This window comes from Staphylococcus pasteuri (assembly GCF_030547725.1).
GTDB classification, from domain to species: Bacteria; Bacillota; Bacilli; order Staphylococcales; family Staphylococcaceae; genus Staphylococcus; species Staphylococcus pasteuri.
The window spans coordinates 111,090-124,804 of the sequence record NZ_JAUOQO010000005.1 but is presented as its reverse complement, the minus strand read 5'-3'; the positions used below and the strand labels follow the sequence as shown (position 1 = coordinate 124,804).

The window sequence follows — 13,715 nt, the reverse complement described above, 5'->3', positions numbered from 1 at the left end:
AGGAGCAATGCTTTGAAAGAAAATATACTCCCAGCAATTAGAAATATGAAAGATTTAGATAACCTCATTAAAACGGAATATAAATCATGTGTATTGTTAGACATGCATATAGGTCATCTAAAAAGCATTTTAGACTTATTAAAAAATAATGGAATTGAATGTTATATCCATATTGATTTAATAAAAGGTCTTAGTCATGATGAATATTCATGTGAATATATTATTCAACAATATAAGCCTAAAGGTATCGTATCTACTAAAACGAAAGTCATTAAAAAAGCGAAATCGCTCAATACTTTAACTATCTTTAGAGTATTTATTATTGATAGCCAAGCTTTAAGTAGAAGTATTGAATTAATTCAAAAGGTTCAACCAGATTTTGTCGAAGTACTTCCAGGTATTGCTCATAAAGCAGTAAGATGTATTCAAGAAGAAACCGATACAGCTGTAATTGCTGGTGGATTAATTAGTGATGTTTCTGAAGTAGATGAAGCTATTAAAAATGGCGCTAAATATATTACGACTAGTAATCAAAAATTATGGTAAATAAAAACTTATAAAGAATAAGTAGAGGGATTAATGGTGAAATAATGATCTATTAATCCCTCTATTTTTTATAAATGTTTGGTCAATTTTATTGAATATAAGTTTGATATTTTTGACAAATTTTCAACAAAATCATTGACAACGCTTACAACGTAATTGTAATATATAAACAAGTTATTAAAAGTTAATATTAGAACAGAGAAGGGGAGATTTCTACAGCTTTATCGCTTTGTAGGGGTCTCCCTATCTATTTTGGGAGGAATAATTATATGAATGCTTATATAGCAGAGTTCTTAGGTACAGCCATCCTCATACTTTTCGGTGGTGGCGTTTGTGCTAACGTTAATTTAAAACGTAGTGCAGGTAATAACGCTGACTGGATTGTTATCGCTACAGGATGGGGACTAGCCGTTGCCATGGGCGCATTCGCAGTTGGTAAATTCTCAGGAGCACATTTGAATCCAGCCGTTACAATTGCGTTAGCTATGGATGGAGGATTTAGTTGGGCGCAAGTGCCTGGATACATCATTTGTCAAATGCTTGGTGGTATTGTAGGTGGTGCACTAGTTTGGTTAATGTATTTACCACATTGGAAAGCAACAGAAGATCAAGCCACTAAGTTAGGTGTATTCTCAACTGCACCTGCAATCAAAAACTATTTTGCTAACTTTATGAGTGAAATCATTGGTACAACTGCATTAACTTTAGGTATATTATTTATTGGTGTTAATAAAATTGCTGATGGATTAAACCCATTAATTGTTGGGGCTTTAATTGTCGCAATTGGTTTAAGTTTAGGCGGAACAACAGGTTATGCTATTAACCCAGCACGTGACTTAGGACCTCGTATCGCTCATGCGATTTTACCAATCGCTGGTAAAGGTGGTTCAAATTGGTCATATGCTATCGTACCTGTACTTGGACCAATCGCTGGTGGTATGTTAGGTGCTGTCATTTACGAAGTATTTTACAAACAAACATTTAATGTAAGTTGTGCAGTGGGCATTATTTTAGTTATCATAACATTAGTATTAGGTGTAGTTTTAAATAGAGCGTCTAAAAGCAATGACATCGAATCTATCTATTAAAAGAGAACTTAAGTAGCATCGTTAGAATTAATTTTAGAAAATAAGCATAGAATATAAACATGATTCGTGAATATAAAATATAAATGATTAGTATTAATCATCTTTTATCTATATTTATGACATCAAAAGGAGTCAAATAATTATGGAAAAATACATTTTATCAATAGACCAGGGAACAACTAGTTCAAGAGCGATTTTATTTAATAAAGACGGAGAAATCAAAGGTGTAGCACAACGAGAATTCAAACAACATTTTCCACAATCTGGTTGGGTAGAACATGATGCTAATGAAATTTGGACATCTGTATTATCTGTAATGGCAGAAGTCATGAATGAACAAGATGTAAGAGCTGAGCAAATTGAAGGTATAGGTATTACAAACCAGCGTGAAACAACAGTTGTATGGGATAAAAATACTGGCCGTCCAATTTACCATGCTATTGTATGGCAATCTCGTCAAACTCAAAGTATTTGTCATGATTTAAAAGAACAAGGTCATGAAGATTTATTCCGTGATAAAACTGGTCTTTTATTAGATCCGTATTTTGCTGGTACAAAAGTAAAATGGATTTTAGATAATGTTGAGGGTGCAAGAGAAAAAGCTAATAACGGTGATTTACTGTTCGGCACAATTGATTCTTGGTTAGTATGGAAGTTATCAGGTAGAGAAGCGCATATTACTGACTATACTAATGCTAGTCGTACATTAATGTTTAATATCCATGAATTAAAATGGGATAAAGAATTATTAGATATTCTAGAAGTTCCCGAAAACATGTTACCTGAAGTTAAACCTTCTAGTGAGGTATATGCACATACAGTGGATTATCACTTCTTTGGTCAAAATGTACCAATTGCTGGTATCGCAGGTGACCAACAAGCTGCTTTATTCGGTCAAGCATGCTTTGATCGTGGAGATGTGAAAAACACTTATGGTACTGGTGGTTTCATGTTAATGAACACTGGTGAAGAAGCGGTAAAATCTGACAGTGGTTTATTAACTACAATTGCATACGGTCTTGACGGTAAAGTAAATTATGCTTTAGAAGGATCAATCTTTGTTTCCGGTTCAGCAATTCAGTGGTTACGTGATGGATTAAGAATGATTAATTCAGCGCCACAAACTGAAAACTATGCTACACGTGTAGATTCAACTGAAGGTGTATATGTAGTTCCAGCATTCGTTGGTTTAGGAACACCTTATTGGGATTCTGAAGCAAGAGGCGCTATCTTTGGTTTAACACGTGGTACTGAAAAAGAACATTTCATCCGTGCAACATTAGAATCACTTTGTTATCAAACACGCGATGTTATGGAAGCGATGTCTAAAGACTCAGGCATCGAAGTTCAAAACTTACGTGTAGACGGTGGTGCAGTTAAAAATAACTTTATCATGCAATTCCAAGCTGATATTGTTGATACACCAGTTGAACGTCCAGAAATTCAAGAGACAACTGCGTTAGGTGCTGCTTATTTAGCTGGTTTAGCTGTAGGCTTCTGGGAAAGCAAAGATGATATTGCTAACAGATGGAAACTTGAAGAAGAATTCGAACCAAAAATGGAAGAAGAGCAACGCGCGAAACTATATAAAGGTTGGAAAAAAGCTGTAGAAGCTACACAAGTATTTAAACTAGAAGACTAGGAATTAAGATATTAATAATTTGTAAGCATAAGATAGACTTGATTTTCTTATTTATGTTATACTTAAAATAAGTTAATAAAGAAATCGAGACATGAGAGATTTATTCGTACAATTAAATGGTAATTGTGGGATAAGTCTCTCTTTTTTTATACTAATTAGGAGGCGTTGAATTATGGGTTTATCAACACTTAAAAGGGATCACATAAAAAGAAATTTAAAAAATGAAGAATATGATGTTGTCATCGTTGGTGGCGGAATTACAGGTGCAGGGATTGCACTTGATGCAAGTAACCGTGGAATGAAAGTAGCATTAGTAGAAATGCAAGACTTTGCACAAGGTACAAGTTCTCGTTCTACTAAATTAGTACATGGTGGGTTACGTTATTTAAAACAACTTCAAGTAGGTGTTGTAGCTGAAACAGGTAAAGAACGTGCCATTGTTTATGAAAATGGTCCACACGTAACAACTCCAGAATGGATGTTATTACCAATGCATAAAGGCGGTACATTCGGTAAATTTACTACTGCTATTGGTTTAACAATGTATGACTTTTTAGCAGGCGTTAAAAAATCAGAACGTAAAAAAATGCTATCTAAACAAGATACGCTTAATAAAGAACCATTAGTTAAACAAGATGGCTTAAAAGGTGGCGGTTATTATGTTGAATACCGCACAGATGATGCAAGATTAACAATCGAAGTTATGAAAAAAGCTGCCGAAAAAGGTGCTGAAATCATTAACTATACTAAATCAGAACATTTCACTTATGACTCAAATAAAAAAGTAAATGGTATTGAAGTCGTTGATATGATCGATAATGAAACTTATCCTATTAAAGCTAAAAAAGTGATTAACGCTTCAGGACCATGGGTTGATGAAGTAAGAAGTGGAGACTATGCAAGAAACAACAAACAATTACGTTTAACTAAAGGTGTGCATGTTGTTATTGATCAATCTAAATTCCCATTACAACAAGCAGTATACTTTGATACTGAAAAAGATGGCAGAATGATTTTTGCTATTCCTAGAGAAGGAAAAGCGTATGTTGGTACAACTGACACATTTTATGATAATGAGAAAGCTACACCATTAACAACTCAAGAAGATAGAGATTATTTAATCGAAGCTATTAATTACATGTTCCCATCAGTTAAAGTTAAAGATGAAGACATCGAATCAACTTGGGCTGGTGTACGTCCATTAATTTTAGAAGAAGGTAAAGACCCTTCAGAAATTTCTCGTAAAGATGAAGTATGGGAAGGCGAATCTGGATTACTAACTATCGCTGGTGGTAAGTTAACAGGATACCGTCATATGGCATTAGAAATTGTAGATTTATTAGCTAAACGTCTTAAAAAAGAATACGGTTTAACATTCAAACCATGTGCAACTAAAGAATTAAAAATCTCTGGTGGTGACGTAGGCGGAAGTAAAAACTTCGACAATTTCGTTAAACAAAAAGTTAACGCAGCTAAAGGATTTGGCATTGACGAAGACGTTGCTTATCGTTTAGCAAGTAAATATGGTTCTAACGTTGACGATTTATTCAATATTGCTCAAACAGCACAATATCATAACAGTAAATTACCATTAGAAATTTATGTTGAATTAATTTATGGTATTCAACAAGAAATGGTATTTAAACCAACTGACTTCTTAGTACGTCGTTCTGGTAAATTATACTTTAATATTGATGATGTACTTAATTACAAAGATGCAGTTATTAATGTTTTAGCAGATATGCTTCAATATAGCGATGCTCAAAAACAAGCTTATACTGAAGAAGTAAATAAAGCGATTGATGAAGCACAATCAGGTAATAACCAACCTGCAGTTAAAGAATAAATATCATGATGTTGAACTACTAGTATTGAGATATACTCTCAATACTAGTAGTTTTTTTATGCGAAATGTTATACTTTGTAATACAACTTTTTTTAATCAAAATAAACATATTATAAGTAGATAACTATTTATTATGCATACAATTTGATTACAATGTTATCAAAAGGTATATTGAATATAATATGGTTGTTTAACGTAAATAATATAAATGAACTTTAGAAATTTTGGGGGTATATATGTGAGTCAAAGTCAATTCAATATCACAGTGGAAGATGGAACAATGATTGAAGTGAAAATAGACAAAGCAAATAATGAAACTATAGGCATTGTTCATCTTTTTCATGGTATGGCTGAACATATGGATCGTTATGATGAATTAGTCAAAGCTTTAAATTTACAAGGCTATGATGTTATCAGACATAATCACAGAGGACATGGTAAAAATATTGACGAAAAAGAAAGAGGTCATTTTGATGATATGTCTCAAGTCGCTGCCGATGCATACGAAATAGTTGAAACGTTATATGATAGTCATTTTGAATTACCATACATTATTTTAGGTCATTCAATGGGCTCAATCATTGCAAGACTATTTGTAAAACAATACCCTCAATTTGCAGATGGTCTTATATTAACTGGTACAGGTATGTTCCCAAAATGGAAAGGCATTCCAACAATGATATTGTTAAAATTACTTACAATTGTTGCTGGAAAACGTCGTCGTATTAGATGGGTTAATCGATTAATGAATAAATCATTCACCAAAAAAATTGACCAACCTGAGACAGAAAGTGATTGGCTTTCTACAAAAAGAGAAGAAGTTAATAAATTTATTGATGATGAATATTGTGGCTTCAGAGTATCTAATCAACTTATTTATCAAACCGTTAAATACATGATGGATACTGCAAATGTAAAATCGTTAAAACAAATGAATCACAATCTGCCTATTCTTTTAATATCAGGAAAAGATGACCCCTTTGGTGAATACGGGAAGGGAATTAAAAAATTAGGTAAAATTTATAAAAAAGCGGGTATTAAACATATCACCGTACAATTATATAAAAATAAACGTCATGAAATTTTATTTGAAGACGATTATTTGTCAACTTGGCAACATATGTTTGAATGGATTAAAAAACAAATTTTAAAGAAAAATAAAGTGAGTGAATAGCATGAATAGTACAGATAAACCATTTCTAATCGTCATTGTTGGACCAACAGCATCCGGTAAAACAGAATTAAGTATAGAATTAGCCAAACGATGTAATGGCGAAATCATTAGCGGTGATTCAATGCAAGTATACAGACACATGGATATCGGTACTGCTAAGGTTACTAAAGAAGAAATGGATGGTATTCCACATCACTTAATTGATATATTAAATCCAGATGAATCATTCTCTGCTTATGCATTTAAAGAAAGAGCAGAAGCATGTATCAAAGATATAATTAATAGAGGTAAAACACCAATCATTGCAGGTGGTACAGGATTATATATTCAGTCTTTACTTTATAACTATCAATTTGAAGACGAAACAGTATCAGAAGAGAAAATGAATGAAGTTAATACTAAATTAAAAGAATTGGAACAATTAAATAATATTGAATTACATGACTATCTAAATACATTTGACCCTGAATCTTCTTCGAATATACATCCAAATAATAGAAAAAGAGTATTGAGAGCGATAGAATATTATTTAAAAACAAAAAAACTTTTAAGTTATCGCAAGAAAGTTCAACAATTCACCGAAAATTATGATACATTATTATTAGGGATTGAAATGTCGCGTGAAACATTATATAAAAAAATAAATAAACGTGTTGATATTATGTTGAGCCACGGATTATTTAAAGAAGTGCAATACTTAGTTGAACAAGGTTATGAGTCAAGTCAAAGTATGCAAGCAATTGGATACAAAGAACTTATACCTGTTATTAAAGGGAACATGGATAAAGAAACAGCCATTGAAAAGTTAAAACAAAATTCGCGAAAATATGCGAAACGTCAATTGACTTGGTTTAAAAATAAAATGAACGTTCACTGGTTAGATAGAGAGAAAATGTCGCTTCAAATGATGTTAGATGAGATTACACCCCAAATAAATAAAAGGAGTACTGAACATGATTGCAAACGAAAACATCCAAGATCAAGCACTAGAGAACTTTAAATCAGAAAAAACAGAAGTTACTGTCTTCTTTCTAAATGGGTTCCAAATGAAAGGAACTATTGAAGATTTCGATGATCAGGTAATTCGTCTGGTTTCTCAAGGAAAACAACATCTGATTTACAAACATGCGATCAGCACTTTCATGATTGATGACGAAAATGAATCAACATCAGAAGAATAAGTAATAATTGAAGTGCATTAAAGCACAACTTTCAATGAACGTAGCAATAGTTACATACTAGTGGGAATGGTAACAGCACAATATTGGATTATTTTTGTTTCTAATATCATTCTCATGCGTGCTTTATCGTATTTGTATTAATTCATGTAAAAAAGCTTCAGTTAAAGCTGGCAGAGCTAACATTTAGCTCACGAAACCAACTTTAATTGAAGCTTTTAAATTTATAATTTTATTTTAGTAATCTGATTAAAGTAATTTTTCAATTTCATTTTCTAATTGTGCTGGTTTTTTCTGTGGAGAGAAACGTTTAACCACATTACCATTACGATCAATTAAAAATTTTGTGAAATTCCATTTAATTTTTTCATTAAACATACCGTGTTGAGCATCTGTTAAGAAACGGAATAATGGATGTTGATTATCACCTTTAACATCGATTTTTTGATGAATAGGGAAAGTAACACCATAATTCAATTTACAATTCTGTGCAGCTTCTTCACCTGAACCAGGTTCTTGCCCACCAAATTGATTACATGGGAATCCTAAAATAATAAATTTTTGATCTTTATATTTTTCATATAGATGTTGTAATCCTTCAAATTGAGGTGTGAAACCACACTCACTTGCAGTATTAACGATTAACATAACATAATCTTTATAATCTTCTAACTTGTATGTTTCACCAGTATTTTTTTCTACTACGAAATCATAAATATTTTCCATAATACCACCCTTTCGAATTACTTACAATTTAACATAATATGGACGAATAGTCTTTATATTGGCACTATGATAAAATACTTAAGAAGAAAATATAAAGGAGATGTATATCATGGCACAGCTATCAACGCATGATACAAAGAAAAAATTGGAAACGGCTGTACTAATCGGTGTACATGCTCAAAATGATAATCAATTTAATTTTGAATCAACAATGGAAGAATTAGAAGCTTTATCAGAAACTTGCCAATTAAATGTAAAAGGTCAAATTACTCAAAATAGAGAACAAGTAGACCATAAATACTATGTTGGAAAAGGGAAAATTGAAGAAATACAAGCTTTTATAGAATTTCATGATATTGATGTCGTAGTAACGAATGATGAATTAACGACAGCTCAATCTAAAACATTAAATGGTAATTTGGGCATTAAGATTATCGATAGAACACAGTTAATACTTGAAATATTTGCACTAAGAGCTAAAAGTAGAGAAGGTAAATTACAAGTTGAACTCGCACAACTTGATTATTTATTACCTAGATTACAAGGACATGGACGTAGCTTATCACGTCTTGGTGGTGGAATTGGAACTAGAGGTCCTGGTGAAACGAAACTTGAGATGGACCGTCGGCATATTCGCACTAGAATGAATGAAATTAAACATCAATTACAAACGGTAGTAGAACATAGAGACCGTTATCGTAGTAAACGTGAACAGAATCAAGTATTTCAAATTGCTTTAGTAGGTTATACCAATGCTGGTAAATCATCATGGTTTAATGTACTAGCTAATGAAACAACTTATGAAAAGAACCAATTGTTCGCCACATTAGATCCTAAAACAAGACAAATTCAAATCAATGAAGGCTTTAACTTAATTATTTCTGATACAGTTGGATTTATACAAAAGTTACCTACTACATTAGTTGCTGCTTTTAAATCAACGTTAGAAGAAGCAAAAGGTGCAGATTTATTATTACATGTGGTAGACGCTAGTCATTCAGAATATCGCTCACAATATGATACGGTTAATCAATTAATTAAACAATTAGATATGGATCAAATTCCACAAGCCTTTATTTTTAATAAAAAAGACCAGTGTGATAGTCAAATGGATTTACCAGTTTCAAACAATCCATATGTATTTGTATCAAGTCGCTACGATAGTGACAAAGATAAAGTTAAAGACTTATTAATTAATCAAATTAAAGATAATTTAACTTACTATGAAGAAACTGTACCAAGTTCGGATGCTGATCGATTATATTTCTTAAAACAACATACATTAGTAAGTGAATTAGAATTTAATGAAAATGATGCGACATATGAAATTAAAGGATATAAAAAAATATAAAGGAAGTTAGCAAGATGACAGACATGACAAGTCTTATTGAAGACGTTGAAAATACATTATCTCCATATTTTAAAGAAATTGAACGTGTTGCTTTAACTAATCAGGAAAAAGTTTTAGACGCGTTTCATGCGGTGAAAGCGACAGAAAGTGACTTATTAGGTACGACTGGTTATGGGTACGATGATTTTGGTAGGGATCATTTAGAAGAAATATATGCCAAAACATTTAAAGCCGAAGATGCTATCGTACGTCCACAAATTATTTCTGGTACTCATGCAATCACATTAGCATTACAAAGTAATTTAAAATATGGTGATGAATTATTATATATCACTGGAAGTCCTTATGATACGTTACTAGAAGTTATAGGCGTGAACGGAAACGGGATTGAAAGTTTAAAAGAACATGGTGTTACATATAATGAAGTTGCATTAAATGAAGGTAAAATTGATATACCAGAGGTTCTGAAATCTATTAATAAACAAACTAAAGTTGTGGCAATACAACGTTCTAAAGGTTATGATCAACGACCATCTATTCCAGTTGATGAAATAAAAGAAGCAATAGAAGCAATAAAAGAACAATATCCTGATGTCATTATTTTTGTAGATAATTGTTATGGTGAATTTGTTGAAGAACAAGAACCTATCGAAGTAGGCGCTGATTTAATAGCTGGTTCATTAATTAAAAATCCTGGTGGTGGGCTAGCTAAAATTGGAGGCTATATCGCAGGGAAAAAAGATTTAATAGCACGTTGCGGTTATAGACTTACTGCTCCAGGTATTGGTAAAGAAGCAGGTGCCTCTTTAAATTCATTACAAGAAATGTATCAAGGTTTCTTCCTAGCACCACACGTTGTAAGTCAAAGTTTAAAAGGTGCTTTATTTACTAGTCTATTATTAGAAAAATTAAATATGACAACATCACCAAAATATAATGTTAAACGTACTGATTTAATACAAACAGTGACATTTGATACAAAAGAACAGATGATATCATTTTGTCAGAGTATACAACATGCGTCACCAATTAATGCACACTTTAGTCCTGAGCCAAGCTATATGCCAGGATATGAAGATGACGTGATTATGGCAGCAGGTACATTTGTACAAGGGTCTTCAATTGAATTATCTGCTGATGGTCCTATACGAGAACCATATGAAGCTTATGTTCAAGGTGGATTAACATATGAACATGTTAAACTAGCAGTCACACGAGCAGTCAAACAATTAAAAGAACAAGGGCTTGTGTAACATTGAGATAATCTCGGAGTAATTTAAAACTTCGAGATTTTTCTTATTTTATCAGAAAATTTTAAATTTATTTTTCGGAATATAGGGTATTTGGTTAAAAAGAGATACTTTTAGGGTTGGAAAATGCAATAAAATCAGTATTTTGAGAGCATATGTCAGAAAACCTAACATATTTTTGTAATATGAGTTAAACTATGCTAAATTAAGTACAAGTTCAAAAGTGGAGGAGAGGTTATTGATGTCTAATGATTCAATCAGACGAAATATGGCCGTATTCTCCATGAGTGTTGTTAGTCAATTAACGGAATTAAGTCCAAGACAAATTCGTTACTATGAAACACATGAACTAGTTATGCCGGCAAGAACTGAAGGAAATAAGAGATTATTTTCGCTGAATGATTTGGAAAGATTATTAGAAATTAAATCTTTAATTGAAAAAGGATTTAATATTAAAGGTATTAAACAAATTATTCATAATCAACAAAATCACTTAACATCAGACGAACAAGAAACTAGAAAAAGAATGATTGTAGATGCAACTCAAAAACCACATGGCGAAACTTTGCCAATAAATCGAGGAGATTTATCCCGATTTATAAAATAAAATTTGGAGGATTTTAAGTATGCCTAAACGTAGTTTTACAAAAGATGATATTCGTAAGTTTGCTGAAGAAGAGAACGTAAGATATTTAAGATTACAATTCACAGATATATTAGGAACAATTAAAAATGTTGAAGTACCAGTAAGCCAATTAGAGAAAGTATTAGATAACGAAATGATGTTCGATGGATCATCTATCGAAGGTTTCGTACGTATCGAAGAATCTGACATGTACTTACAACCTGACTTAGATACATGGGTAATCTTCCCATGGACAGCTGGTCAAGGTAAAGTTGCACGTTTAATCTGTGACGTATACAAAACAGATGGTACACCATTTGAAGGTGACCCACGTAATAACTTAAAACGTGTATTGAGAGAAATGGAAGATTTAGGTTACACAGATTTCAACTTAGGACCTGAACCAGAATTCTTCTTATTCAAATTAGATGAAAAAGGCGAACCAACATTAGAATTAAATGATGATGGTGGTTACTTCGACTTAGCACCAACAGACTTAGGTGAAAACTGTCGTCGTGATATCGTTCTTGAATTAGAGGACATGGGCTTTGATATCGAAGCAAGTCACCATGAGGTTGCACCTGGACAACATGAAATTGACTTTAAATATGCAGATGCGATAACAGCATGTGATAATATCCAAACATTTAAATTAGTTGTTAAAACAATCGCTCGTAAACATAACTTACATGCGACATTTATGCCAAAACCATTATTCGGTGTAAACGGAAGCGGAATGCACTTTAACGTATCATTATTCAAAGGTAAAGAAAATGCATTCTATGATCCAAATGGCGAAATGGAATTAACAGATACAGCTTACCAATTTACAGCTGGTATTCTTAAAAATGCACGTGGATTCACTGCAGTTTGTAACCCATTAGTAAACTCATACAAACGTTTAGTTCCAGGTTACGAAGCACCATGTTACATTGCATGGAGTGGTAAAAACCGTTCACCATTAGTACGTGTACCATCTTCAAGAGGTTTATCTACTCGTGTTGAAGTACGTTCAGTAGACCCAGCAGCTAACCCATACATGGCATTAGCAGCAATCTTAGAAGCTGGACTAGACGGTATTAAAAACAAATTAGAAGTTCCTAAACCAGTAAACCAAAATATTTACGAAATGAATCGCGAAGAACGTGAAGCTGTAGGTATTGAAGACTTACCTTCAACACTATACACTGCGTTAAAAGCTATGCGTGAAAATCCAACAATCAAAAAAGCTTTAGGTAATCATATCTATAACCAATTCCTTAATTCAAAATCAATTGAATGGGATTACTATAGAACTCAAGTTTCTGAATGGGAACGCGAGCAATATATGAAACAATACTAAAGCGCTAAACAACATTGGGGAATATAGTAATATCAAGGGCTAGAGCATTTTTGCTTTAGCTCTTTTTTGTTTAGGAAGGTGGGATTTTACTTGACCACTTATGTTTAAAAAATGAATTTGGTCAAGTTTTGGTCAAGTAAGTATTAAAAAATATTCTTAATATACTTCTCAAAATTGTCTTTAGCATTTTCATTCATTATTAAATTTTTAATGCTTAAATGGTATATACTAAGATTGTATATGTAAGAAAAAGAGATACCTTATAATGCTATTGTGTTAGGGTGTGAAATGCCTTGACCAAGATAATAATAAAACTCCTAGAATATCCAGTGTGGGTAGCACTGATTATTCCAGGAGTAATAAAAGAGCTTAGACTATGGCATCTCGGTTACTTGGACCGGAAGCCTAAAATATAAGCTTAATGATTATCGGAGCCATAAAGCTCCTCCTTACACAATTATAATATAATATTTTTCAGAGGTTTTCAATTGTGACAATTCAAATTTATTTATCTTTATGTACTTTATGCCTTCCATTATTGCTTTTTGTTGGCAGAAAGATCCATTTTTATTATCTTGATAAAAAGAATGGAAGTAGATAAAATGGTGGATTAAAAAATAATGTAAATACTATTAAATAGTGTAATATCTGGTTATTAAATTCATAAAACTATTGTTATATTAAAATGGTATTTATTTGATTAGGTAAAGTGAAAATACTATTTAATGTGTATATATTTGAAAATGTCAAAAAGAGTTTATAAATATCAAAAAGAATTAGAAAAATTTTAAAAATATATAGAAAGGCGGACGTATAATAACGTTTGTATTTAGGTGGAAATTGTGAAAGTAACTGTAAATGTAAGAAAAACCACAAAAACAGAAAAATTAGATTTCTTAGTTGGATCACTTGTGGTTGTTAGTATCATTCTATTAATTAAATATCTA

The 13,715-nt window shown here is 32.1% G+C and carries 14 protein-coding genes; 13 read left to right on the top strand and 1 reads right to left on the bottom strand.

The features are described 5' to 3' along the window. Positions 1 to 12 precede the first annotated feature (12 nt). The 7 genes from Q4528_RS07005 (at position 13) to hfq (ending at position 7,477) form a co-directional block, all read left to right on the top strand. A complete protein-coding gene (locus Q4528_RS07005) occupies positions 13 to 546 on the top strand; it encodes a glycerol-3-phosphate responsive antiterminator (protein ID WP_029055427.1) in 534 nt (177 codons plus the stop codon). A 269-nt stretch (positions 547 to 815) separates the two neighbouring features. Then, the gene (locus Q4528_RS07000) at positions 816 to 1,634 is read left to right on the top strand and encodes an MIP/aquaporin family protein (RefSeq protein WP_046466626.1); all 819 of its coding nucleotides are present in this window, start codon (positions 816 to 818) and stop codon (positions 1,632 to 1,634) included. Between the two features lie 142 nt (positions 1,635 to 1,776). Next, positions 1,777 to 3,276, top strand: a complete 1,500-nt coding sequence (glpK, locus tag Q4528_RS06995; RefSeq protein WP_017638335.1) for a glycerol kinase GlpK — start codon at positions 1,777 to 1,779, stop codon at positions 3,274 to 3,276. Between the two features lie 172 nt (positions 3,277 to 3,448). Continuing rightward, positions 3,449 to 5,122, top strand: coding sequence for a glycerol-3-phosphate dehydrogenase/oxidase (locus Q4528_RS06990; protein ID WP_046466627.1), 1,674 nt, complete (start codon positions 3,449 to 3,451; stop codon positions 5,120 to 5,122). A 238-nt stretch (positions 5,123 to 5,360) separates the two neighbouring features. Continuing rightward, positions 5,361 to 6,296: an alpha/beta hydrolase gene (locus Q4528_RS06985; protein ID WP_017638333.1), complete on the top strand. Its 936-nt coding sequence runs from the start codon at positions 5,361 to 5,363 to the stop codon at positions 6,294 to 6,296. Position 6,297: 1 nt separating this feature from the next. Next, complete coding sequence (miaA, locus tag Q4528_RS06980) at positions 6,298 to 7,296, top strand: tRNA (adenosine(37)-N6)-dimethylallyltransferase MiaA (protein ID WP_108000150.1); 999 nt, start codon at positions 6,298 to 6,300, stop codon at positions 7,294 to 7,296. Next, positions 7,250 to 7,477, top strand: a complete 228-nt coding sequence (hfq, locus tag Q4528_RS06975; protein WP_017638332.1) for an RNA chaperone Hfq — start codon at positions 7,250 to 7,252, stop codon at positions 7,475 to 7,477. Before miaA ends, hfq begins: the two co-directional genes overlap by 47 nt. Before the next feature lie 246 nt (positions 7,478 to 7,723). Here the strand turns inward: hfq and Q4528_RS06970 are convergent, their stop codons facing one another. Next, the gene (locus Q4528_RS06970; RefSeq protein WP_029055424.1) at positions 7,724 to 8,200 is read right to left on the bottom strand and encodes a glutathione peroxidase; all 477 of its coding nucleotides are present in this window, start codon (positions 8,198 to 8,200) and stop codon (positions 7,724 to 7,726) included. 109 nt (positions 8,201 to 8,309) lie between these two features. Here Q4528_RS06970 and hflX point away from each other — a divergent pair, with 109 nt between their 5' ends. The 6 genes from hflX (at position 8,310) to Q4528_RS16845 (ending at position 13,369) form a co-directional block, all read left to right on the top strand. Continuing rightward, a complete protein-coding gene (gene hflX, locus Q4528_RS06965) occupies positions 8,310 to 9,551 on the top strand; it encodes a GTPase HflX (RefSeq protein WP_303521051.1) in 1,242 nt (413 codons plus the stop codon). Positions 9,552 to 9,565: 14 nt separating this feature from the next. Then, the gene (locus Q4528_RS06960; protein WP_096807802.1) at positions 9,566 to 10,804 is read left to right on the top strand and encodes a methionine gamma-lyase family protein; all 1,239 of its coding nucleotides are present in this window, start codon (positions 9,566 to 9,568) and stop codon (positions 10,802 to 10,804) included. 235 nt (positions 10,805 to 11,039) lie between these two features. Next, the gene (locus tag Q4528_RS06955) at positions 11,040 to 11,408 is read left to right on the top strand and encodes a MerR family transcriptional regulator (protein WP_026083534.1); all 369 of its coding nucleotides are present in this window, start codon (positions 11,040 to 11,042) and stop codon (positions 11,406 to 11,408) included. A 19-nt stretch (positions 11,409 to 11,427) separates the two neighbouring features. Beyond that, entirely contained in the window at positions 11,428 to 12,768 is a 1,341-nt protein-coding gene (gene glnA / locus Q4528_RS06950) for a type I glutamate--ammonia ligase (protein ID WP_017638327.1), read from the top strand. Positions 12,769 to 13,061: 293 nt separating this feature from the next. Next, complete coding sequence (locus tag Q4528_RS06945; RefSeq protein WP_096807801.1) at positions 13,062 to 13,184, top strand: hypothetical protein; 123 nt, start codon at positions 13,062 to 13,064, stop codon at positions 13,182 to 13,184. Between the two features lie 74 nt (positions 13,185 to 13,258). Continuing rightward, positions 13,259 to 13,369 (top strand): hypothetical protein, encoded by a 111-nt coding sequence (locus Q4528_RS16845; RefSeq protein WP_096807800.1) that lies wholly within the window; start codon positions 13,259 to 13,261, stop codon positions 13,367 to 13,369. Positions 13,370 to 13,715 lie beyond the last annotated feature (346 nt).

Excerpts from the sequence above, each read along its gene's own strand:
- miaA (WP_108000150.1), top strand. The coding sequence starts at position 6,298 with ATGAATAGTACAGATAAACCATTTCTAATCGTCATTGTTGGACCAACA.
- glnA (WP_017638327.1), top strand. The coding sequence starts at position 11,428 with ATGCCTAAACGTAGTTTTACAAAAGATGATATTCGTAAGTTTGCTGAA.
- hfq (WP_017638332.1), top strand. The coding sequence starts at position 7,250 with ATGATTGCAAACGAAAACATCCAAGATCAAGCACTAGAGAACTTTAAA.
- Q4528_RS06990 (WP_046466627.1), top strand. The coding sequence starts at position 3,449 with ATGGGTTTATCAACACTTAAAAGGGATCACATAAAAAGAAATTTAAAA.
- hflX (WP_303521051.1), top strand. The coding sequence starts at position 8,310 with ATGGCACAGCTATCAACGCATGATACAAAGAAAAAATTGGAAACGGCT.
- Q4528_RS06960 (WP_096807802.1), top strand. The coding sequence starts at position 9,566 with ATGACAGACATGACAAGTCTTATTGAAGACGTTGAAAATACATTATCT.
- glpK (WP_017638335.1), top strand. The coding sequence starts at position 1,777 with ATGGAAAAATACATTTTATCAATAGACCAGGGAACAACTAGTTCAAGA.
- Q4528_RS07000 (WP_046466626.1), top strand. The coding sequence starts at position 816 with ATGAATGCTTATATAGCAGAGTTCTTAGGTACAGCCATCCTCATACTT.
- Q4528_RS06970 (WP_029055424.1), bottom strand. The coding sequence starts at position 8,200 with ATGGAAAATATTTATGATTTCGTAGTAGAAAAAAATACTGGTGAAACA.